Source organism: Bradyrhizobium algeriense (genome assembly GCF_036924595.1).
Taxonomy (GTDB): Bacteria; Pseudomonadota; Alphaproteobacteria; order Rhizobiales; family Xanthobacteraceae; genus Bradyrhizobium; species Bradyrhizobium algeriense.
In genome coordinates this window covers 829,985-851,338 of sequence record NZ_JAZHRV010000001.1, presented here as the reverse complement: position 1 = coordinate 851,338, position 21,354 = coordinate 829,985, and the positions used below count along the sequence as shown (strand labels likewise).

Annotated in this window: 20 protein-coding genes and 1 pseudogene; 11 read left to right on the top strand and 10 right to left on the bottom strand. The window is 61.3% G+C overall.

Annotated elements, in window-relative coordinates:
• Window positions 1-22 precede the first annotated feature (22 nt).
• The 5 genes from V1286_RS04140 to V1286_RS04120 form a co-directional block, all read right to left on the bottom strand.
• Window positions 23-1,162: an NAD(P)/FAD-dependent oxidoreductase gene (locus tag V1286_RS04140; RefSeq protein ID WP_334477755.1), complete on the bottom strand. Its 1,140-nt coding sequence runs from the start codon at window positions 1,160-1,162 to the stop codon at window positions 23-25.
• A gap of 19 nt (window positions 1,163-1,181) precedes the next feature.
• Complete coding sequence (locus V1286_RS04135) at window positions 1,182-1,988, bottom strand: ABC transporter permease (RefSeq protein WP_334477754.1); 807 nt, start codon at window positions 1,986-1,988, stop codon at window positions 1,182-1,184.
• Window positions 1,985-2,893 carry an ABC transporter permease gene (locus V1286_RS04130; RefSeq protein ID WP_334477753.1) on the bottom strand — a complete coding sequence of 303 codons (909 nt, stop codon included), beginning with the start codon at window positions 2,891-2,893 and terminating at the stop codon, window positions 1,985-1,987. Before V1286_RS04130 ends, V1286_RS04135 begins: the two co-directional genes overlap by 4 nt.
• Window positions 2,890-3,933, bottom strand: coding sequence for an ABC transporter ATP-binding protein (locus tag V1286_RS04125; RefSeq protein ID WP_334477752.1), 1,044 nt, complete (start codon window positions 3,931-3,933; stop codon window positions 2,890-2,892). Before V1286_RS04125 ends, V1286_RS04130 begins: the two co-directional genes overlap by 4 nt.
• A gap of 101 nt (window positions 3,934-4,034) precedes the next feature.
• Window positions 4,035-5,069, bottom strand: a complete 1,035-nt coding sequence (locus tag V1286_RS04120) for an ABC transporter substrate-binding protein (protein ID WP_334477751.1) — start codon at window positions 5,067-5,069, stop codon at window positions 4,035-4,037.
• A 292-nt stretch (window positions 5,070-5,361) separates the two neighbouring features.
• Between V1286_RS04120 and V1286_RS04115 the strand changes: the two genes are divergently transcribed.
• Window positions 5,362-6,273 carry a LysR substrate-binding domain-containing protein gene (locus V1286_RS04115; RefSeq protein WP_334477749.1) on the top strand — a complete coding sequence of 304 codons (912 nt, stop codon included), beginning with the start codon at window positions 5,362-5,364 and terminating at the stop codon, window positions 6,271-6,273.
• A gap of 8 nt (window positions 6,274-6,281) precedes the next feature.
• Window positions 6,282-6,407: pseudogene (locus V1286_RS04110) on the top strand (ribose-5-phosphate isomerase); the annotation flags it as partial.
• A gap of 274 nt (window positions 6,408-6,681) precedes the next feature.
• Here the strand turns inward: V1286_RS04110 and V1286_RS04105 are convergent.
• From V1286_RS04105 to V1286_RS04095, 3 genes are all read right to left on the bottom strand, one after another.
• Window positions 6,682-7,470, bottom strand: a complete 789-nt coding sequence (locus tag V1286_RS04105) for a DUF4198 domain-containing protein (RefSeq protein ID WP_334477747.1) — start codon at window positions 7,468-7,470, stop codon at window positions 6,682-6,684.
• Window positions 7,467-9,635: a TonB-dependent receptor gene (locus V1286_RS04100; RefSeq protein ID WP_334477746.1), complete on the bottom strand. Its 2,169-nt coding sequence runs from the start codon at window positions 9,633-9,635 to the stop codon at window positions 7,467-7,469. Before V1286_RS04100 ends, V1286_RS04105 begins: the two co-directional genes overlap by 4 nt.
• Before the next feature lie 379 nt (window positions 9,636-10,014).
• Complete coding sequence (locus V1286_RS04095) at window positions 10,015-10,938, bottom strand: hypothetical protein (protein ID WP_334477745.1); 924 nt, start codon at window positions 10,936-10,938, stop codon at window positions 10,015-10,017.
• Between the two features lie 192 nt (window positions 10,939-11,130).
• On the opposite strand from V1286_RS04095, the gene V1286_RS04090 reads away from it, so the two are divergent.
• The 9 genes from V1286_RS04090 (at window position 11,131) to V1286_RS04050 (ending at window position 19,283) form a co-directional block, all read left to right on the top strand.
• The gene (locus V1286_RS04090; protein WP_212485508.1) at window positions 11,131-11,433 is read left to right on the top strand and encodes an urease subunit gamma; all 303 of its coding nucleotides are present in this window, start codon (window positions 11,131-11,133) and stop codon (window positions 11,431-11,433) included.
• A gap of 80 nt (window positions 11,434-11,513) precedes the next feature.
• Window positions 11,514-11,891 carry an urease subunit beta gene (locus V1286_RS04085; RefSeq protein WP_334477744.1) on the top strand — a complete coding sequence of 126 codons (378 nt, stop codon included), beginning with the start codon at window positions 11,514-11,516 and terminating at the stop codon, window positions 11,889-11,891.
• A 44-nt stretch (window positions 11,892-11,935) separates the two neighbouring features.
• Window positions 11,936-13,657, top strand: coding sequence for an urease subunit alpha (locus V1286_RS04080; protein ID WP_334477743.1), 1,722 nt, complete (start codon window positions 11,936-11,938; stop codon window positions 13,655-13,657).
• 10 nt (window positions 13,658-13,667) lie between these two features.
• Window positions 13,668-14,360, top strand: a complete 693-nt coding sequence (locus V1286_RS04075; protein ID WP_417021097.1) for an urease accessory protein UreE — start codon at window positions 13,668-13,670, stop codon at window positions 14,358-14,360.
• Entirely contained in the window at window positions 14,344-15,063 is a 720-nt protein-coding gene (locus V1286_RS04070; protein WP_334477741.1) for an urease accessory protein UreF, read from the top strand. Before V1286_RS04075 ends, V1286_RS04070 begins: the two co-directional genes overlap by 17 nt.
• An 18-nt stretch (window positions 15,064-15,081) precedes the next feature.
• Window positions 15,082-15,726 (top strand): urease accessory protein UreG, encoded by a 645-nt coding sequence (gene ureG / locus V1286_RS04065; RefSeq protein ID WP_334477739.1) that lies wholly within the window; start codon window positions 15,082-15,084, stop codon window positions 15,724-15,726.
• Window positions 15,723-16,673 (top strand): urease accessory protein UreD, encoded by a 951-nt coding sequence (locus V1286_RS04060; protein ID WP_334477737.1) that lies wholly within the window; start codon window positions 15,723-15,725, stop codon window positions 16,671-16,673. Before ureG ends, V1286_RS04060 begins: the two co-directional genes overlap by 4 nt.
• Before the next feature lie 63 nt (window positions 16,674-16,736).
• Window positions 16,737-17,753: an urea transporter gene (yut, locus tag V1286_RS04055; RefSeq protein WP_334477736.1), complete on the top strand. Its 1,017-nt coding sequence runs from the start codon at window positions 16,737-16,739 to the stop codon at window positions 17,751-17,753.
• An 84-nt stretch (window positions 17,754-17,837) separates the two neighbouring features.
• Window positions 17,838-19,283, top strand: a complete 1,446-nt coding sequence (locus V1286_RS04050; protein ID WP_334477735.1) for a GntP family permease — start codon at window positions 17,838-17,840, stop codon at window positions 19,281-19,283.
• A gap of 221 nt (window positions 19,284-19,504) precedes the next feature.
• Here V1286_RS04050 and V1286_RS04045 read toward each other — a convergent pair whose 3' ends face one another.
• Window positions 19,505-20,626, bottom strand: coding sequence for a baeRF11 domain-containing protein (locus V1286_RS04045; RefSeq protein ID WP_334477734.1), 1,122 nt, complete (start codon window positions 20,624-20,626; stop codon window positions 19,505-19,507).
• Window positions 20,627-20,711: 85 nt separating this feature from the next.
• Window positions 20,712-21,347, bottom strand: coding sequence for a response regulator transcription factor (locus tag V1286_RS04040; protein WP_334477733.1), 636 nt, complete (start codon window positions 21,345-21,347; stop codon window positions 20,712-20,714).
• Between the last annotated feature and the right edge of the window lie 7 nt (window positions 21,348-21,354).

Sequence of the window (21,354 nt, the reverse complement as noted above, 5' to 3'; positions counted from 1 at the left end):
CCTTTCTCGGGTCGCGTAGGTGTCAGTAGTAGCCGCTGCCTGCCGCAGCCTGGCTCGCGTCGAAGCGGCGGGCCGAGAACGCGCCGACGAGTTCCGGCTCGAGCGCACCCGCCGCGACCATCCGGGCAATATCGAAGGCATGGTTGGAGGCGAGCGTCACACCGGAATGACAGCAGGTGACGAAAGCGCCCGGCTCGCGCTCCGACTGATCGTAGATCGGGAAGCCATCCTGCGGCATCACGCGGATGCCGGACCAGGTCCTGATGACGTTGAGGCGGGCCAGATGCGGGAACATGCGTTGGGCCCGATCCGCCATCACGGCGCTGACCGAATGGTTCAGCGTGCGATCGTCAAGCTGATCTTCCTTGCTGTCTCCAATCATCACCGTGCCCTCGTCGGTCTGGCGAATGGTGGTCAAGGGATGCGGCAGGAACGGCATGGTGCGCTCGGTCACCACGATCTGCCCTCTGGTCGGTCCCATCGGCGCCGACAAGCCGACCATCGGCGCGAGCGTCTGGTTGGCGTTGCCGGCGGAGAGCACGACCTTGCCGGCGCGGAGCTCGCCCTGCGGTGTCGACAGCCGGAATTCGCCGCCGCTCCGGGCGATCGCCGAGACCGGCCGCTCCGGAAAATAGTCGACGCCGAACAACTTCAGCCCGGTGTGGAAGGCGCGGAAGGTGCGCAGTGAATTCACGTGCCCGTCCAGCGGACAGAAGCTGCCGCCCGACACCTCGGGTCCGATCAGCGGCAGCATCTTCTTGACTTCCGACGCCGACAGCATCTCCATCCTGTAGTCAGCCGCGCCCACCTGATTGTGCATGCGCGTCACAAGCTGAGTGCGCTGCGCGAACTCGTCCTCGCCCAGCGTCAGGTGAAAGCCGCCATTCTGCTGCAGGGCGACGTCGAGCCCGGTCTGATCTTTCAATTCGGTGGCGAGCCTGCCCCAGTTTTCGGACGCCCGCATTGTCCAGCCGGTGTAGGCCGGCATGCCGAGCCCCTTGCTCTGCACCCAGACCAGCGCGAAGTTTGCCCGCGAAGCGCGCTTGGCGATATCGCCCTCGTCGAGCACGGCGACCTTCTTGCCAAGCCGGCCAAGACCCCAGGCGATAGCGGAGCCGAGCAGGCCGCCGCCCACGACAGCGACGTCATATTCCTTTGACATAGGTTTTCCTTGGGTTCTCCTAACGCCCTGGATCGCTCTTGCCGGCGAGCACGCGGTCGAGCCCGTAGAAGCGGTCGAGCAGGATCAGGGCGGTCATGGTGATCGCGATCACGCTGGCCGAGACGGAAGTCACCAGCGGATCGATGTTGTCCTGGATATAGAGAAACATGCGAACGGGCAGCGTCTCGGTACCGGGCGCGGCCAGGAAGACGGTCATGGTCAGATCGTCAAAGGACTGAATGAAGGCAAGCGCCCAGCCGCTGATGACACCCGGCAGGATCAGAGGCAAGGTCACGCGGCGGAACAACGTCCAATCACCAGCGCCGAGCGAGACCGCGGCCATCTCGACCGAGCGATCCATGCCGGTCGCCGCCGCCAACGTCAGCCGGAGTGCGAACGGGAACACGACTACCACATGAGCGACCAGCAGCCCCGCGAAACTGCCGCCGATACCGATCGACGTGAAGAAGCGTAGGAACGCGATCCCCAGCACGACATGCGGGATCATCAACGGCGAGAGGAACAGTGCTGCGAGAACGTCGCGGCCCCGAAACTGATAACGGGCGATGGCAAGCGCCGCCGGCACCGCGAACAGCAGCGCCACCAGCGAGGACAGCGCACCTAGCCCGAGGCTCACCCAGAAGGCATGGACGAACTCGGGGTAGTTCGCGATCGTCCTGAACCAGCGCAGTGAGAAACTGGTGGTGGGCAGCGACAGGTAGCCCTCGGGCGTGAAAGCGACGAGGCAGACCACCACAATCGGCGCCAGCATGACGACGACGAAGATCGTATGGAAGATGAGCGCCAGCGGGCCATTGGTCCTCATCGGAACACCTCGGCATAGCGTCGCTCGATCAGCGCGTTGCTGCCGACGACGATCATCACGAGGGCTACCAGAAGCAGGACCGCGACGGCTGCGCCGAGCGGCCAGTTCAGCGTATTGAGAAACTCGTCATAGGCGAGCGTCGCCGCGACCTTGAGCCGTCGGCCGCCGATGATGGCTGGCGTCGCAAAGGCGCTGGCGGACAGCGAGAACACGATGATCGCGCCCGACAACACACCCGGCATGATCTGCGGCAGTACGATGCGGCGGATGATCGTGGGCGGACTGGCGCCGAGCGACAAGGCGGCGTTCTCGATCTGCGGGTCGACACGCTGCAGCGCCGCCCAGACCGACAGCACCATGAACGGCATCATCACATGTGCGAGCGCGACGACCATGCCGGTTTCGGTGAACATGAAGGGCAGCGGCTTGCCGATCAGCCCTAGCGACATCAGGAGCTTGTTGACGAGGCCATTGTTGCCGCCGAACAAGAGCGCCCAGCCGAGCGTGCGCGCCACCACGGAGATCAGCAATGGGCCAAGGATCACGAGCAGGAAGAAGCTCTTCCAGCGTCCGCTCATGCGGTTGAGGATGTAGGCCTCCGGCGCACCGAGCACGGCGGTGATCAGCGTGGTCAACAACGCGATGCGGAAGGTCCGCCAGAACATCTCGGCAAAATAAGGATCGGTCGCGACCTCGTGCCAGTTCTTCAGGATGAAGACCGGCTCGATGCCCTTGTACTGGCCCCAGTCATGGAACGAGAGCATCACCGTCATCGCGAGCGGGATCACCAGGACACCGATGAACAGCATCAGCGCAGGCGCGGTCAGCGCCCACGCCGCGCGCGCATCGCGCGTGTCCGCCGTCGATGCAGCGTTCGCCGGAGCGGTATCGTCGGCCGCGCTCATGGGGCAGCCTCGGCGCCACGCAGGCTCATGTCTTCCGGCCGCCAGGCGAGCCGAACAGCCTCGCCCTCGGCGGGCTGCGGCGTTCCATCGTTCTGACGGATCACGATCGCGGGGCCACATTCGGTCTCGCACTGGAACAGCCAGTGATTGCCCTGGAAGATCCGGGTGACGATCGTCGCTGCCAGCCCGGTGTCACCGAAACCGATCCGCTCGGGGCGCACGCTCACCGTCACCGGACCGACGACACCTATAGGGGCAGGCGCGTTCCAGGAGCCGGCGACCAGCCGCGCCGGGGCGACGGTCCGGTCGACGGTCGCGGCGAAATCGTTGGTCTTGCCAAGAAATTGGGAGACGAAGGCCGAGGCCGGCCGCTCGTAGGTCTCCTGCGGCGTGCCGATCTGCTCGATCCGGCCCTGGCTCATGACCACGATCCGGTCGGACAGTGACATCGCCTCGATCTGGTCATGGGTGACGAGGATCGTGGTGGTGCCGAGATTGCGCTGGATCTGGCGCAGCTCGATTTGCATCTCCTCGCGCAGCTTGGCATCGAGGTTCGACAGCGGCTCGTCGAGCAGCAGCACGCTTGGCCGGATCACCAGCGCGCGGGCAAGCGCCACGCGCTGCTGCTGGCCGCCCGACATGCGCCGCGGATAACGCTCCTCATAGCCGGCGAGCCCGACCATCGCCAGCGTGGCGCGGACGCGCTCTGCGCGCTCAGCCCGTGGTACGCGTCGCATCTCAAGGCCAAAGGAGACGTTCTCAGCCGCTGTCATGTGCGGAAACAGGGCGTAGCTCTGGAATACGATACCAAGGCCGCGCTTCGCCGGCTGCACGGCGGTCAGGTCTCGTCCCTCGAGCCGGATCGCGCCGCGCGAGGGATCGAGGAAGCCTGCAATCATCTGCAGCGTCGTGGTCTTTCCGCAGCCCGAGGGACCGAGGAAGGAGATGAACTCCCCCTTGCCGACCGCGAGACTGAAGTCATCGACGACTGTCTGCGTGCCGAACTGTTTGCCGACACGGTCGAGTTCGAGAATGGACATGGACGTGCTTCCGGATGGTGCTGTGGCAATGGTCGATCGAGGCTTGCGGCGCCCGCGCGGAGCATCGCCGAAATCCCGCTCGCCCGCGCTGAGCCTTAAGCTCAGCGCTCGACCTCCCGATTCCACCGCTTGGTCCACTCCTCGCGCTTGTCGTTGATGATCGCCCAGTCGGGCGTGTAGAGCTTCGCCGCGCGCTCGCCGATCGGAGCCATCTTGCCGAGCTCCGGCGGAACCACGAGCGACTTCAAGACCGGGCCGTAGCCGTAATCCTTCAGCATCACGAGCTGCGTTTTCGGCTCGAGCAGTGTCTTCACGAATGCCGAGGCGAGCGGCGATGCGTTGGGCTTGGTGATTGGACAGGCGGTCGTCACGAGCGTGGCCGCGCCTTCCTTCGGATAGACGAAGTCGACGGGGAAGCCGGTGTTGGCGAAGCTCTGGACGCGGCCCGTACCCCACACAGCCAATACGGCCTGCCCGGACTGGAACAGCTCGGTCATCTTGCCCGGCGAAGGCTCATAGGCCAGCACGTTGGGATTGACATCACTCTTGAAGATCTTGAAGCCGGCATCGACGTTGGCTTCACTGCCACCGTTCATCCTGGCAAGCATCAGCAACGCGTGCAGGCCGTAGGTGTTGTTGATGGGCGGGATGACCAGTTGCTTCTGGTATTTCGGATCCTTGAGATCGTTCCAGGAGGTCGGCGGCGCCCAGCCTTTCTCCGCGAAGGCTTTGGTGTTGTACATCAGACCGGTTGCGACAAGACCAATGCCCACCGCGCGATCATCCTTGAAGCGTGCGGCCTCGTAGAGATCGGCAGGCAGACCTTCGATCTTGCCGCAGAAGCCCAATTGAATCGCCTGGTACATCGGACCATCGTCGACGATGGCCACATCGATCTGCTGGTTTCCCTTCTGCGCCTGCAGCTTGGCAAGCGTATCCGTCGAATTGCCGGCGACGTATTCGACCTTGACACCGTTGGCCTGCTCAAAGGCCGGGATCACTTCGTCGCGGATCGTCTTCTCAAAGGAGCCGCCGTAACCCGCGACATAGAGCGTCTTCTGCTGCGCTAAGACCGCCGACGGGGCCAGGGCGAGCGTCGCGATGCAGACCGCGGTCACAAGGGAGAGATGCTTCATATCGATCGATCTCCAATACCGTTTGCGAGGTGGCACCCGGAGCGCACCCTCATTTTTGACCGGCTCGAGCCCTCCGCCGAACGAGGCGCATGCGCCAAGTTCATCGGTATCGCGGTACGACATATCGGATTCGCACGCAGGGGTTTTCGGGCTTCACCAGCTCGCTTCGACCGGCGTCGCCTAAAAAACTAGCTGTTTCCAGTCTTGATGAAAAAGATCGCAATCCACGCTTTCGCCGTCCAATGAATAATGGCACCTACTACATGCCGAAATGTTATGGACGGGAGCAGGCATGGCTCGGATCAATTCGCGGCAGGTCGAAGCCTTTCGCGCGATGATGCTGACAGGCAGCGTGACGGAGGCGGCAAAGCTGATGGCCGTAACACAGCCGGCCGTAAGCCGGCTGTTGCGCGACTTTCAGGCGCTGCTCAAAATGGAGCTGTTCGAGAGACGCGGCAGCGGCCTTGTACCGACGGCATCCGCAACAGCACTCTACATGGAAGTCGAGCGATCCTTCGTCGGACTCGAACGCATCACCGCGGCCGCCGAGGAGATTCGCGGCCGCCGGACCGGTACGCTGCGGATCGCGGCCCTGCCGGCGCTGTCCAACGGCTACCTGCCGCGGCTGGCTGGTGGATTCCTGAAGGACCGGCCGAACCTCAACCTGTCGTTTTTCGGTGTCATCTCGCCGATCGTGGTCGACTGGGTTCTGAACCATCAGTGTGACATCGGTTTTGCCGAGGTACCGATCGCCCATTCAGGCCTGCCGTGCGTGCGACTGCCGGCGCCCGCGCGCGTTGCGATCTTGCCGGCCGGCCATCGGCTGGCCGCCAAGGCTGTGCTCGAGCCGCGCGATTTCGAGGGCGAGACCTTTGTGTCGCTGACCGCCGGATCGACCGGTCGCCATCTGATCGATCAAGCCTTCAACCGCGATGATGTTCGCCGCGTCCTGCGGGTCGAGACCAGCCTGTCGGAGATCATGTGCGGGTTGGTTTCGTCCGGCCTTGGGGTTGCGATCTGCGATCCCTTCACGGCGCGGGAGTTTGCGAACCGAGGCGTCGTCGCGCGCCATTTCCTGCCGCGGATCGATTTCGAATTCGCCGCCGTTTTTCCACCGCAGCGCAGTCCCTCACCTGTGGCCCTGGATTTGGTGGAGGTCATGCGTCAGGCGCTCGGCAAGTTAAGCGAACTGCCCGTCGTTTAAACTGATGGTGTATCGGCGCCCAGATCGTCGGCCCATGGCTCGTGATCTCATCCTGCCTCTCCGCCGAGTTCTCAACCCACGAGGATTTTCGCCGTCGGGTCGAAAAGCTTCGCGTGATGGACGAGGAAAGTTGAGTTCCGGGAGCGGCTTGCCATGATCCTGATCTTCGGGTCGCTGCTAACGTCTGCGCGAAGGCCTCGAAAAACCTTTCTGCGCGGTCGGCAACATGAAGCCGAGCACCGAGCATTTAACCTTGGTGGCTAGTAAAGTTTTGGTACAGCGCGCCGTCGGCGAGCGGTTACATGTCGTAGTTCGAACGACCGTTGTGCTGCAGGCAGGCACTTCTCCAGCAATTTGCGGCCTAAACTAGCCGAAGTTGCCATAGCGGAACCAAGCTGCCTCGGTCATTTATGGTCTCGTTGCCGCAGTATTAAACCAAAACGTGGCGTTGAAGAGATCCGCGTCCGCATGATCGGGCGTCTCCGAAGGCGTCACCCTGTGATCGACCACCAGCAAATGCGGTCCCGCCTTCACAATGGGTATCGATGCAATGCCGTCAGCGTCGGTGGCAAAGCGAGGGATATCTTGCTCTGCCACCGCCGTCATACCGTCGCCCTGCTCGACATCGATTCCGGAAAGCGGCTTGCCGTGAAACAGCACTTTGAGGCGCAGGGTCTGTCCTGGCTTCGCCAAGTCTGGATCGGATAGCGGAACGATTTCCAGATCGTGACCGATCACTTTCTGCCACGGTGCGTCCGGCCCTGTCAGCGCCTTGGCAAATTTCCCCGACCACATGCTATCTGCCGCATTAGGAACGAGGCGTCGGGTCGCGTTGCGATAAGGACCGTCGGCCATCTTGATCCAGAACCCATTGTCGTAACGCGCAGCCAGCAACAGATTTCCGCTGTCCGCGAAAGGTCTGGACACAACGACGGGGACGCCGTGGTCCTGCGCCGGTGTCAGGTCAGACAACAGCGACGACGCGCCGGCGGGCGCAATCACGACAAGATCGAGGATCTTGTCCGGCATGGTCGGGGGACGATCGTCTGGGTGACCATAGTTGACGACGACGCGGCGGGAGGTAGCTTCACCGGAGAAGGTCAGCCAAACATCGTGGGCCGAAGCGAAGCTGGTCGGCGCCAGTGCGACGACGGCCAAAAGCAAAGCGCTGCAGATGCGAAATGGGTTCAAGTTCATTTGGTGACCAACGTTGGAGGAGCGGAAGCAACGGCGGTCGGAAAGCGATAGGTGAGCCCAGCGAGGACGACAACGGCCGGCTGCGCGCTGACGAAGATATCAGCCGAACTCGCTCCCGTAGGATTGCCGAAATTGATTGCAATTTCGCTCAGCCGATCACCAGGATACCATGTCGCCTGCGTGAATGCCGTCCAGCCTTCGTGCCAGGTGTAGGCCAGTTTGCCGGTGACGCGCGAGAACGGCGAGGTCGTGATCAATCCATCCTGCGTAAGGTTCTTCTTGCCGACAAATGTCACGTAGGCGCTACCTGACAGCACTTGCGCATTCACGGTGGCGACGTTGAAGTCGACACCGACGTTGGCAACATAGTTAGGCACATTCGGAACGAAGAATGAGGGAGCCGCATCCAGCAATCGAGCTCGAACATGGCTGACGTTCGCAAACAACGAGATATTGTTTACAGGTTCCTGAATGGCGAAGAAGCGCCCGTCCAGATCGTAGCCGTCGCGACGTGCCTTGCCCAGGAAGGTCACAGGAAGTCCGGGAGCCGCCTGAAACGATTCGTTTTGGGAATCCGTCGTCCAATAGCTGGCGAGGAACCTGAAACGGTCGAACGTGAACTGAAGGCCACCTTCCCTGCTGACAACCTTGAACGGCTGAATCCCGGGATTGCCGATCAGTTCAAGGGGCACGTCGATGCTGCGGAAACCCTGTCCGTAGTTCGCAAACAGTTCAAGCCACTTCACCGGGGTGATCGCGACGCCGACCTTTGGGCTCGTAATGCCATTCGAGATATTCGGCGTACCGCCAAGCGTAATGCGGTCGTTGATATCGTAGTAGAATTGGTCGAAGCGTCCACCGGCGGTGAACTTCAGCCATGACAACGGCTTGATCTGAACCTGACCAAAGGCCGCGAGGTTGGTTTCGGTCAATCCGAGATTGACTACCGGCGCTCCGGTCACCGCCCGGGCCGTGGTCGGCGCCTGGAAAGCGTTGATATTGTCCGAACGCCAATTGCTTCCGATCAGTACCTGCACCGGAATGTCGCTACCGATGGCGCCGGTCCAGACTTTGCTGACGCGCCCGCCGACCATTGTCCGGTCGTCATGCTGCCATCGCTGCCCCCCGCCGAAATCAGCGTAACGGTTAAAATAGTCATGGCTGACGAACAGCGTGCCTTTGAGCTCCTGATCTTGTGCGCCGGAGGCATAATTGACGACGAAATTCTCAAGCTGCTTGTTACCACCGTCGGTCGGATTGGTCGCCGAGCGTTCCGAGATCAATCCGGCTTCAATCGCATCGCGGTTGGCGTACCCGGGCGCACCGAAGGTCGTGCCATAGGCCTGTGCGCGCAATGAGACCGTAGCTCCGTCGGGAAGCGTCGTCGTCACCTTATTGAACGAGTTGTAACGGTCGATGAAGCTGTTGTCGCGATAGCCGTCGGTACGATATCCCTCCAACGCGATGTAGGGCAGCCACGCGCCCTGCGTCGTGCTGTACGTGCCCAAACCGCGCGCGGTGCCTTGGGTGCCCCCTGATATGCCGACGTTGGCGAACGGTTCAGCGGTCTTGGTCGTGATGTTGACCGAGCCGCCGAGATTGGAATCGCCATACTCGACCGCAAATGGGCCGCGGACAATTTCGATGCTCTTGACGCTCTCGGGCAGCACGATGTTCAGGTCCGCGTAATTCGGCGTGTGCAGCGACGAGACTTCGTTCACCGGCACACCATCGATGAAATAGGCGATGTCGCGCCCGTGCTCCGCCTCGGTGTAGCCCCGGAGCGAAAGGCCATAGCCGATCGCGCCCTGTCCAAAGTTCGAGACGTTGAACCCAGGCAGAGACCGAAACAGATCGCCATAGGTTGCAATGGGCAGCTGGCTGATTCTGGGAGCATCCAGCACCGTCGTCGCCGCAGGTAACGCCGTCACCGAGCTCGATAGATCGCCACGGCCAGGTGTTGCCGCTGGAGTCCCCGCAAGGCTGGAAGGGGCCGGCTGTCGACTGGCAGATTGCCCCCTCTGTGCAGAGTGGCGGATGCGTTGTGGGCGCGTGGCGCGCTCCGAGCGTTGCGCCCGCTTCTTTGCCGCTTGATCGGGGGAAGTAATCGTTACCGGAGGAAGCAGGCTGGTTCCCGGTTCCGCCCGGACCACTTGCGCGTACATCGGATGAGCCAGGACGACAATGGATGAACCCGCGAAAAACAGGCGCCACGAAGTTTCTATGCGAAGCCGTGTCCGCATGATCAGGCGATCGAATCGGTTGCATCTTTCGATAGCACAGCCTGTGCACGGTACCGGGGCACGTATGACTTTTCAATACAAATATCATACAGCGCGCACACGTGCAGCCACGTGACACCACGATTACTGCGAGCGCCACAATGACGCCGGCCAGCAACAACGACGGCATGCTTCATCTGAATGGCGCATCCTCCATGTATTATTGCGGCTCGGTCCTTCAGTTCTCGGCGGTCAACCGGTGTGGGCAACGAAGCAGACCTGCGCAACTTATGGCGTGCCGCTGCCCCCAAGCAGTGCGCCCTCAATGAGGTTCCCAAATCGGCGCGTCGGTGAACAGGCCGCCCTCGGCAAAACCGATGCCGTAGATCAGGACCACCCCGAAGCAGAAGCTGACCAAGCCCGACGCCACGCGGAGCCGCCAATTGAATTTCGGCAGATTGACAGCCGTGAATGTAAACGGCGCCGACAGGATCAGCGTGATCAGCATCATTCCGACGATAGTCCCGAGCCCGAACAGCAGCAGATACCCGAGCGCGGCCACCGGTTCGCGGATGATAGACAGGATCATCAGGGCGATGGCGGCCGACCCTGCCAGGCCGTGCACGAGGCCGACCACGAAGGGTCGCAGCCAGCCGTAGAGCGCGATTCTACCGAGTACGCTCCGGTCGAGCCGCGCCAGCGGCGTCTGCTTGTCGGCGTGTCCGTGCGCGCCGGGGCCGTGACCGTGCGGGTGCCGGTGCAAGTAGTCGCCGTGCGCATGGAGGTGATCGTGGACGTCGAGCTCATGTCCGCCGGGAACGCTCGCACGCGCATGGGCTGCGCCGCCCGCGCGACCCATGCCTGTCAAGGTGAGAACGCCGAGCAGGACGAGCATGATGCCGACGGCAAATTCCATCGACATGCCGAGCCGTGGCGGAATGACGACCCCGAACACGATGATTGCCGTACCGACCGCCATCACCGTGACGGTGTGCCCAATGCCCCAAGCGGCGCCGATCAGCGCCGAGCCCGCCACGCTGCGCTCGCGACTGACGATCGTCGCAATGGCGACCACGTGGTCGGCGTCGGTCGCATGCCGCATCCCGAGGAAGAAGCCGAGAAACAGGAAGGACACGACGTTCAGGGCGGCTTCGGTCATTGCGCACGTTTCAAGATGGCATCGAAGCCAAGAACTTTTCACGCGGATAGCCCAAGACGATACGGCCGCCCGCGACAGCTGGTCCATCAGGGCTTTTCCGATAGAAGACCGGGGAGAACCCTGATTGACCCGTCCAGTCGTGGTCCATCTAATGTCGAGTAGCTGTCGTCGTTGCACGGAAATTCTGACGACCGTTCCGTGGGACCGACAGCCAATTAGCTCAATCGTGCTCCTGCTTCTCCCTAAGTAAAGCAAGCCAGGCAGGGCCCGGAGGATTGCATGCAGCTCACTCCGAGAGAGTTCGACAAGCTGCTCGTCTACATGATGGCAGATGTCGCGTTAAAGCGAAGAGCCAAGGGCCTCAAGCTCAATTATCCCGAAGCCGTCGCTGTCATCTCAGCGGTCGCCCTTGATGGCGCGCGTGCCGGGAAGACTATCGAAGACGTAACCAAGGAGGCGCGTACCGTCCTGACCAAGGCTGATGTGATGGATGGCGTCGCCGATCTTATTCCAATGGTGCAGATCGAGGCGGTGTTCACCGACGGCAGCCGCCTGGTGACGGTGCACACGCCCGTCCAGTGAGTGCCTGACAGGAGGCTAACATGGCCGGACCAAAGGTGGGCCCCGCTGTTGCCGCAAATGTCGACCCGGCAACGAAGGACATGCCGGTCGGCGGTTACGTGTGCAGTTCAGCGGCAATCACATTCGATGCCGATCGTCCGGTGACGACGCTTAAGGTGCGCAATGCAGGTGATCGCCCGATACAGGTCGGATCGCACTTTCATTTTTTTGAAGTCAATCGTGCGCTGGAATTCGATCGCGCAGCGGCCTTCGGGCTGCGCCTGAACATTCCGTCATCGACGGCAACCCGGTTCGAGCCCGGTGACGAACGCGATGTCCAACTCGTTCCCTACGGCGGCAAACGCGCCGTTTATGGTTTCAACAATCTCGTCGACGGTCCTACCGCAGGCCAGGACGCCGCCACGGTCAAATCCAGGGCGGTGGCGCAGGCGACGAAGCGAGGCTTCCGCTCGATATAAGGCGTGAGGTCGCGCCAAACGGCAAATCTTGAACGAGGGCCACTATGCCTACCATGTCTCGGCAAGAATATGTCGGTCTCTTCGGTCCGACGACGGGTGATCGCATCCGATTGGGCGATACGGGCTTGTTCGTCGAGATCGAGCGCGATTTGCGTGGCGGCTACGGCGACGAGCTCGTCTTCGGCGGCGGCAAGAGCATGCGTGAAGGCATGGGCATGGACAATCAGGTGACGCGGGCGGGCGGCGCTCCTGACCTCGTGATCACCAACGTGACCGTGATCGACGCGGTGCTGGGCGTAGTGAAAGCGGATGTGGGGATCAGGGACGGCCGTATCAGTGCGATCGGCAAGGCTGGCAATCCGCAGACGATGGACCGTGTTACGCCTGGCCTGGAGATTGGCCTGACCACCGATGCCATCTCGGGCTCACATCTGATCCTGACGGCCGCCGGGATCGACACACACATTCACTTCATTTCTCCGCAGCAGGCACAGGCGGCGCTCTCGAACGGCACCACGACATTGATCGGTGGCGGCACCGGTCCTTCGGACGGCTCCTACGCCACGACGGTTACGTCGGGTCCCGGAAACATCAGTATGATGTTACGCGCGTTCGAAAACTGGCCGCTCAACGTCGGCATTCTCGGCAAGGGGCACGGACACGGCAAAGCGGCTCTGGTTGAACAGATCGAGGCCGGCGCGGTCGGCGTGAAATGTCACGAAGACTGGGGCACAACCCCCGCGGTGCTTCGGTCCGCGCTGTCAGTCGCGGACGAGACGGACACTCAAGTGTGTATCCATACCGACACGCTGAACGAATCCGGCTTCGTCGACGATTCGATCGAGGCGTTTGAGGGGCGGACGGTCCATTCGTTTCATACCGAAGGGTCCGGCGGCGGCCACGCGCCTGACATTATCAAGATCGCAGGCCTTCCCAACGTCTTGCCGTCTTCGACAAACCCCACGCTCCCCTACGGCATCAATTCGCAGGCGGAGCTCTATGACATGATCATGGTGTGTCACCACCTGAGCCCCGACATCCCGTCGGACGTTGCATTCACTGAGAGCCGCATCCGGGCTGAAACCATCGCCGCGGAAAACGTCCTTCAAGATCTCGGCGTGATCTCGATGTTCTCAAGCGATTCGCAGGCCATGGGACGCATCGGGGAATGCTGGCTGCGTTGCATCCAGACCGCCGATGCAATGAAGACCGGGCGCGGCAAGCTGCCTGAGGACGCGCCCGGCAACGATAATTTCCGGGTGCTGCGCTACGTGGCGAAGATCACTATCAACCCGGCGATCACGCACGGTATTGCCGACGTGCTGGGCTCGGTCGAGGTCGGCAAGATCGCCGACCTCGTTCTGTGGGAGCCGGCGTTCTTCGGCGCCAAGCCAAAGCTCATCATCAAGAACGGCTTTATAAGCTGGGCAGTGATGGGCGATCCGAACGCGTCGCTGCCGACGCCACAGCCCACCTACTATCGGCCCATGTTCGGGGCCTACGGTGATGCGTTGGCGGCCAACTGCATCACATTCGTCTCCGGCGTCGCTCATGCTGCCGGAATCAAGGAGCGGCTGGGGCTTCGCCGCCAGGTGATGCCGGTGCGAAACGTGCGCAACATCGGCAAGCGCAATATGGTCCGAAATGCCGGGACGCCGAAAATTGAAGTCAATCCGGAAACCTTCGCCGTGACCGTCGACGGCAAGCACGCCACCGTGCAGCCTTTGACGACGATCTCGTTAAACCAGAAGTATTTCTTCAGTTGAGGAGCGTGCCGTGATCCTCATCAAAACCATTCTGGGCAACATCGGCGATCCCGAATGGACCGAGCGCTTGTCTGCCGCGGACACGGACTTACTGGAGATCGACCAGTGGGAAGCGCAGAAGAGCCGCTTCCGCAAGACGACTGCGAAGGGTGTGGAGATCGCCGTCTCAATCGACCGCGGTACCCATATCCGCGATGGAGACGTGCTGCTCTGGAACGCCGAGGCACTCTCGGCACTCGTCGCGCGAATCGAGCTGCGTGACGTGATGATCGTGCATCTGGACGATCTAGCGAGCCTTGTGCCCGAAGTGGCCATGCGCACATGCGTTGAACTGGGCCACGCGATGGGTAACCAGCATTGGCCGGCATTGGTCAAGGGCAACCGTGTCTATGTTCCGCTCACCGTCGATCGCAAGGTGATGGCATCCGTCATGAAGACGCACCGTTTTGAAGGAATCCGCTACGAATTCGTTCCTGGCCGAGTGGTCGTTCCTTACCTCGCTCCGCATGAATCACGTCGGCTTTTCGGTGGCGCGGAGGGGCCGGTGCATTCACACACGCATGAGAGTTATGCCGGCGTCGAGGCCGAGACGGGACGTGTGTACGGACGTCCACCGACGCACGTCCACGCCCATCCGGGGGACGCAGCTCAGGGACCAACATCGCCGGCAACGGCCGGTTCTGCGCATGATCATCGAGAATGATGGCGTCGACGCGTCGAGCAGCACCGCATTTCTCTCGCGGATGCTGCAGTTTGGTGACTCGATGTTTCCCATTGGCGCGTTCGCATTTTCTTCCGGCCTGGAATCCGCCATTCAGGAAGGCGTCGTCACCGACGCGGCAACGCTTCGAGCGTTCGCGCGCACCGCGTTGGAGCAGGCGGCGCGCGGTGACTGCATCGCGCTGATCGGTGCGCATCGCGCGGCAACTGCCGGCGACGTCGACGCCCTCGCCCGGATCGATGCGCAGGTATACGCGCGCAAGCTTTCAGACGAAGCGCGGACCATGTCGGTTCGCATGGGCAAGAAGTTCACAGAGATGGGTGTGGAGGTGGTTGGTGCGCCGCTGCTTCGCACCTGGCGTGAATGCATTGAAACGTCTGTTACTCCCGGCTGCTACCCGATAGCCCTGGCCATAAATTTTGCCGTACAGGATCTGCCTGCCAGCCAGGCGTTTGTCGTGCACCAGTACGGCGTTGCGACAACGATCCTCGGTGCGGCCTTGCGGTTGATGAAGGTCAGCCACATCGAGACGCAGAAGATTCTCTACGAGCTTACCGGACAAGCGGCAGGGATGTACGAGGCCGCCGCGGCGGCGCGGCTGTCGGACATGGCAGGTTTTGCGCCGCTGGCGGACATTCTGGCCGCTGTCCATGCCAGAGCGCATGTGCGCCTGTTCATGAGCTGATGTTGAAGGGAGCTTCGGATGTCGAAGAATATCACGCGCATCGGCATCGGTGGTCCGGTCGGGTCAGGCAAGACCGCGATCGTGGAAGCCATCACACCGCGTTTGCTCGACCTCGGCATCAAGGTGCTCATCATCACCAATGACGTGGTGACGACCGAGGACGCCAAGCACGTTCAGCGCACCCTCAAGGGTGTTCTGCTTCAGGAACGCATTCTCGGAGTGGAGACAGGTGCCTGCCCTCATACTGCGGTGCGCGAAGACCCAAGCATGAACCTCGCCGCGGTCGAAGATATGGAACGGCGCTTTCCGGATAGCGACGTCGTGCTGATCGAAAGCGGGGGCGATAATCTGACGCTAACCTTTTCGCCGGCGCTGGTCGACTACTTCATTTATGTAATCGACGTCGCCGCGGGCGATAAGATCCCTCGCAAGAACGGACCCGGGATCACGTATTCGGACATCCTGGTGATCAACAAGACAGATCTGGCCGCCCATGTCGGAGCTAGCCTTGACGTGATGAAGCAGGATTCGCAGATCATGCGCGGTAGCAAACCGTTCCTGTTCACGAACTGCAAGACGGGGGAAGGCATTCCGGAATTGGTCGCGCTGATCGAGCGGGAGTTTCTGTTCGATATCAATCCGCGCGCACGGCGTTCAGCATGATACCGGCGGCCTTCCCTCCCTGGGCACGCGCTGAAGCGCTCGGCGCATCAATGCCAGAGTTTGCCTCGTTCCAGGATGAACCGCCGCAGATGAGCAGCGGCACTGTGGGCAAGACGGGTTTCCTCCGTCTCGGGTTCGAGCACCGCTCTGGCAAAACGATTCTGGCAAACCTGGAACGCCGCGCTCCCTACATGGTGCAGCGCGCGTTGCATTGCGACGAGCAAATGCCAGGTTTGGCCTACGTGTTCTTGATCACCACCACGGGCTGCCTGCTGCAGGGAGACAGGCTTACTCTGGACATCACCCTTCATCCACGCGCGCAAGCCCACCTCACCTCCCAATCGGCAACCAAGATCCATGCGATGGATGCCAATTATGCGGCGCAAAGCCAAACGATTGCGCTTGCCGATGACGCGTACCTGGAGTTTCTTCCCGAGCCCGTGATCCCGCACCGGCACTCACGGTTTATCAGCGACACGCAAATCTCCGTCGCTCCGTCGGCCACCCTGCTCCTCTCGGAAATTATTCAACCGGGCCGAAAACACCATCATCCGGACGAGTGCTTCGGAGCAACCGTGCTGTCGGTATCAACGGCAGCGGCGCGGCCCGATGGTCTCTCCTTATTCGCAGAGAAGCTGGTAATCGAGCCGCGGCGATATGCGATGCGGCAGACCGGCGTGATGGACTCCTTTGATGTGTTCGCCAACGTGATCCTGTGCGCGCCCAAGGACAAGGCAGACCGTATCCACGAGCGTGCGGGGGCTGATATCGACCTTGCGGACGGTATTGCGTTCGGCGCTTGTCGTTTGCCCAATGATGCCGGCCTGATCTTCAAGGTGTTGGGCCGCGAAACGGCGCAGGTGAAAGCCAAAGTGCGCGAGTTCTGGAGCGTGGTACGTCAGGAGATCACCGGCGCCGCGCTACCTCCGCCCTATCTATGGCGCTAGTGGATCGACGGTTCCAACAGGTGATCTCCAACAGCTGACGTCGACACGTTCGAGGAGGCAGCAATGGAAAAGATCTTGGCAAAGTGGGAAAGCCTCTCCGCATCGTCAGGTATAGTGCGGTTCCTGGACATCAATTTGCGCAGCACCGGTCAGGTGATGTTTCAGAACAATCCGCTAACCGGCATTCTCTTTCTGGCCGCGATAGCCTGGGGTTCATATGCAGCCGGTGTACCCCAGGTGGTGATTGCGGGCGTCCTCGCGGTCGTCGTCGCAAACCTGACGGCGCAGCTGCTTCACGTCGATACCGATTCGCTTCATTCTGGGCTCTTTGGCTTCAACGGCATTCTCGTCGGCCTTGCGCTGGCGACGTTCCTGGCTCCCGGGCCGCTGCTTTGGGTGTATGTGATGCTGGGAGCGGCCGTGTCCGTCGTCGCGATGCTTGCCACGACCAACGTCGTCAGGCCATGGGGTGGCGCTCTCACATTTCCGTTCGTGCTCACAACGTGGCTTCTGTTGTTGGCCACGTATGGATTTTCCGGCCTCGCGGGAACGGCACTGCCGTCCGGCAGCGTCGTAACCGCGTTCCAACCCTACGAGGCAAGCCCGCTCCAACTGATCGACCTTGCCCAGGGCGTGTTCCTGAGCATTTCACAAGTCTTCCTGAAAGCCAGCGGCATCGCGGCGCTGCTCCTGCTTGCAGGGCTCGCCGTGAGCTCGCTCGCAGCCGCCGCCTTCGCTCTCGGAGGTTCGATACTGGCGGTGTTGACAGCTCATCTTTTCGGAGCCGAGAGCGACCTGATCACCGGCGGTCTCCTCGGATTCAGCCCGGTCCTGACGGCGATCGCACTTGGTACCGTCTTCTATCAGCCGAACTGGCGCGTCGTGGTTTACACGGCCCTCGCCACGGTGTTCACGGTGATCGTCCAGTCAGCGGTGAACGTTGCGCTGACACCGTTCGCCATTCCGGCTCTGACGGCTCCATTCGTGCTGGTGACGTGGCTGTTCCTGCTGCCGCGGCAACGCCTGGAGAGAGTGCCTGAGGATGCCCGCGATATCGAAAAGCCTGCCGCCGTCGCTTGATCCTCATCACGGTGTTCGTGGGGCCTGTGAGTGAGACAGCGATAGCTCAATCATCGGCCTCGGATTTGCGGGAGGAAGCGAACCATGGGACTCATTGGGATATTGCTCGGTCTCGCCCTGCTGATGTGGCTCGCGTACCGGGGCTGGAGCATTCTGCTGGTCTCTCCACTGGCGGCGCTCATCGTGGCCGTATTCTCGGGCGAGCCACTGCTCGCCCACTGGACGCAGACGTTCATGAGCGGGGCGGCGCGGTTCGTAGCGCAGTGGTTCCCCTTGTTTCTGCTCGGCGGGTTGTTCGGAAAGCTCATGGGCGACAGCGGCTCGGTCAGCGCCATCGCGCAGTATTTGACCAAGAAGTTGGGAGCCGGCCGCACGATGCTCGCAGTGGTGGCAGCCTCGGCGATCGTAACCTATGGCGGGGTGAGCGTGTTCGTCGCGTTTTTCGTGCTGGCCCCGCTGGCTCACGAGATGTTCAGGGCCACGAATCTGCCGCGCCGGTTGATACCGGCGGCCGTCGGTCTCGGTGCATTCACTTTCACCATGTCGGTGATGCCGGGAACCCCCTCGGTCAATAACGCGATTCCGATGCCATACTTCGGCACCACCACCTTTGCGGCCCCCGGGCTGAGTCTCATCGCGTCGGCCATCATCTTTGTCTTCGGCATGTGGTGGCTCGGCCGTGCCGAAGCGGCCGCGCGCAAGGCTGGCGAAGGCTACGCTGGCGAGGCGGGAACCGCTCCTGTCGTCAACGAGATGGTCCGCGAGCAGGCGGCGCCGGCGGGCGACTTCGACCCGGCCGAGTTACCGCATGGCAAGCAGGCCGAGAGCGGGCCGCCCTTCGTCCTGGCCATGCTGCCCATCGTCGTCGTTATCGTCACCAATTTCCTGATGGCGCTCGTCGTATTCCCGCGGCTCGATTTTTCGTTCCTGTCCGAGCCCCGCTGGGGCGGTGTTACGATCGGGGCCGTGTCCGGCGTCTGGTCGGTTTTGGTGGCTCTCGCGTTGGCAAACTTGACCGTCATTCTCATCAACTTTCGACGCTTGCCATCCGTTCGCGAAAGCCTTGATGCCGGCGCGAATTCCGCCGCCTTGCCGATGCTGATGATCGCCAGTCTTGTCGGCTTCGGCGCGGTCGTTGCCGCAGTGCCGGCATTTGGGTTGGTTCGCGATGCGGTATTTTCGGTTCAGGGAGGACCGCTGGTCTCATTGGCACTCTCCATGAATGTGCTGGCGGGGCTGACCGGTACTGCTTCCGGCGGTATGGCAATTGTGCTCAATGCATTTGGCGCCGACTTTATGCGTCTTGCCACTGAGCATCACATCGACCCCGAATTGATGCATCGTATAACAACGATGAGCGCTGGTACCCTGGACGCGCTCCCGCACAACGGCACGGTGTTGCTGTTATTGCAGATTAGTGGTCTAACTCACCGTGAAAGCTATCTCGACATGGTGGTGACCGTGATCGTCAGTTGCATTATCGCACTTGTTGCTGTCCTGATACTGGGTTCGGTTTTTGGATCGTTTTGACGACAGTAGTTACCGTTAGTTCGGAAGATTGTCCGAGCGTTGGTTGCCACGCGTCGTGATCATCGTTCCGTCTCGCTAACAGATCACTCGCATGCCAAACCACGACGAATTCGCCCTGCCTTAAACACGTTCGCGTTCGTCAGGTTGACTGTTACCGATAAGCGAAGCGAAGCAAAACTGGCACCAGTATCCGTCGCGCAGATCAGAATCATGACCGCGGTCTATATGGGATAGCGCAAGACAGCGGCGAGGGACTTACCTCCGGGGATGTCGATTTTGCGAACACCGAGAACGCGGCCACCTGCATGGATAACCCGCCGCGCGATTTCATCGACCACGCCATAGCTGCCCGCACTCGGCCTGTCAGCAAACGTCGTGCTGCCATCCACCTCGGACACCTTTCCGGGAACGACCTCATCAATGTCGACCAGCAGAGTTTCAATGGCCCCACAGGTGGCCGCGCGAGCCGCCTGGACGATATCGGTGGTCGCGCGACGCTGGTTCTCGCGGGCCTGGAAGCGGCTGACGAAGGCCGCGATCTCGTCACGATAGAGATCATCAAGCACTGAGCGGGCACGCGCCGCAACTTCAGCGTCAGTGAGCGCGTCAGGGCTGCCATCGATCCCTGTCGGTGTCAGATGCGCATAGGTATTTACAGATCGATAGATCGATGCGAGAGGCTGAAGCGCGGCCAGTACCAGCGGGATATCGATGCCGGCAAGCAGTGCGCGCAGTGAACTGTCCACCTTTCGTGCGAACTGGCGCAACCTCACCTTCTGGCCTTCAGCGCCCTGGATGCGACCGCTCGGAGATCGATCGTTCAGGGTCGAGCGGCCTACTGCGCTGGCAGCACACTTCGGCATGCCCTCGACCTTGACACGTGTCGCAGGCAAATCAGCGGGGACCTCGATCACGCGGACCATTGCTTCCGACAGCGCCAGCACATAACAGGCGTGGGGAAACGTGACAGCGCGCAGCAGCGGCTTCAAAAAGAAGCGATCGGACACCTCGACGAGGGGCTCCAGCGCGTTGGGAAGACGAAATGTCCGGATATTGTCGGGCGTGGCCAGCACAGCGAGGCTGCGCGCCTGGAAACGCCAAAACTCGTCATCGTCGATAAGGTCGTCCAGATGTTCGGCCAATGCAGCAACGCGGCGCTTGTCGGTGCCCGCCGCTTCGAGCTGATGGATTCCCTGCTTTACAAGATTCTTCAATTCGATCCGATCGCCTATGGTCTCCTGCGTCACTGGCGAGGTTCGCAGATAGATCGACAGGCAGATGTCATCGCGGTGGGAGATCAGTGATTTCAGATCGGCGGTAGTTGGAATGTCGACGTAGAGCATGACAAATCTCCATTTCGAGCAACTTATGGATCTTCACATCGTCCACCCAGATCAAGATAGTGGAAATCCATAGCTGAGGAGTATCTCAGGGCGCAACCAGTCTCTTGCGGATGGCATAGCGGACCAGCTCTGCCGTTGACGACATCCTGAGCTTGCGCATAGCCGACGCGCGATGGGTCTCGACGGTCTTCACACTCAGCTTCAAGATGGTGCTTATCGACCGGTTCGTATGTCCCTCCGCAATAAGCTGAACCACGCTCTGCTCGCGTGACGTCAGCACCATGTCCGATTTGTTCTGCATGTTGACCTGGTAGTCGTGGAGAAGTTTCTCCAGCAGGACACTGGTGAAGTAAGGCCTGCCGTCGAGCAAGGCTTCGATCGCAGAAATAAGGTGCTTCCGGGCATCCGACTTGAACAGGAAGCCACGGACGCCCGCCAGAATGGCCTCCGTCAGCAGTTCCTCGCTTTCGTGCATCGTCAGGATCAACACTTCGGTGCGCAGATGGAGCGCCCTGAGGCGACGACTCACCTGCAATCCGTTCATAATAGGCATGGAGTAGTCGGCGATCACAATGTCCGGCCGGGTTTCCAGGGTCAACGTGACGGCCTGCTCGCCATTGGTCGCTTCCCCGCTTACGATCCAGTTGGAGCGCGCTTCAACGATCGCGCGAAGCCCGGAACGCACGACTTCATGATCATCCGCAATCACGATGCGTTTCACGGCGTCG

Coding starts and splice junctions, on each gene's coding strand:
- V1286_RS04115 (WP_334477749.1), top strand. CDS start 5,362: ATGGCTCGGATCAATTCGCGGCAGGTCGAAGCCTTTCGCGCGATGATG.
- V1286_RS04050 (WP_334477735.1), top strand. CDS start 17,838: ATGGGACTCATTGGGATATTGCTCGGTCTCGCCCTGCTGATGTGGCTC.
- V1286_RS04140 (WP_334477755.1), bottom strand. CDS start 1,162: ATGTCAAAGGAATATGACGTCGCTGTCGTGGGCGGCGGCCTGCTCGGC.
- V1286_RS04060 (WP_334477737.1), top strand. CDS start 15,723: ATGATACCGGCGGCCTTCCCTCCCTGGGCACGCGCTGAAGCGCTCGGC.
- V1286_RS04130 (WP_334477753.1), bottom strand. CDS start 2,893: ATGAGCGCGGCCGACGATACCGCTCCGGCGAACGCTGCATCGACGGCG.
- V1286_RS04090 (WP_212485508.1), top strand. CDS start 11,131: ATGCAGCTCACTCCGAGAGAGTTCGACAAGCTGCTCGTCTACATGATG.
- V1286_RS04070 (WP_334477741.1), top strand. CDS start 14,344: ATGATCATCGAGAATGATGGCGTCGACGCGTCGAGCAGCACCGCATTT.
- V1286_RS04125 (WP_334477752.1), bottom strand. CDS start 3,933: ATGTCCATTCTCGAACTCGACCGTGTCGGCAAACAGTTCGGCACGCAG.
- V1286_RS04085 (WP_334477744.1), top strand. CDS start 11,514: ATGCCGGTCGGCGGTTACGTGTGCAGTTCAGCGGCAATCACATTCGAT.
- V1286_RS04100 (WP_334477746.1), bottom strand. CDS start 9,635: ATGTACGCGCAAGTGGTCCGGGCGGAACCGGGAACCAGCCTGCTTCCT.
- V1286_RS04135 (WP_334477754.1), bottom strand. CDS start 1,988: ATGAGGACCAATGGCCCGCTGGCGCTCATCTTCCATACGATCTTCGTC.
- V1286_RS04120 (WP_334477751.1), bottom strand. CDS start 5,069: ATGAAGCATCTCTCCCTTGTGACCGCGGTCTGCATCGCGACGCTCGCC.
- yut (WP_334477736.1), top strand. CDS start 16,737: ATGGAAAAGATCTTGGCAAAGTGGGAAAGCCTCTCCGCATCGTCAGGT.
- ureG (WP_334477739.1), top strand. CDS start 15,082: ATGTCGAAGAATATCACGCGCATCGGCATCGGTGGTCCGGTCGGGTCA.
- V1286_RS04045 (WP_334477734.1), bottom strand. CDS start 20,626: ATGCTCTACGTCGACATTCCAACTACCGCCGATCTGAAATCACTGATC.
- V1286_RS04080 (WP_334477743.1), top strand. CDS start 11,936: ATGCCTACCATGTCTCGGCAAGAATATGTCGGTCTCTTCGGTCCGACG.
- V1286_RS04105 (WP_334477747.1), bottom strand. CDS start 7,470: ATGAACTTGAACCCATTTCGCATCTGCAGCGCTTTGCTTTTGGCCGTC.
- V1286_RS04095 (WP_334477745.1), bottom strand. CDS start 10,938: ATGGACCAGCTGTCGCGGGCGGCCGTATCGTCTTGGGCTATCCGCGTG.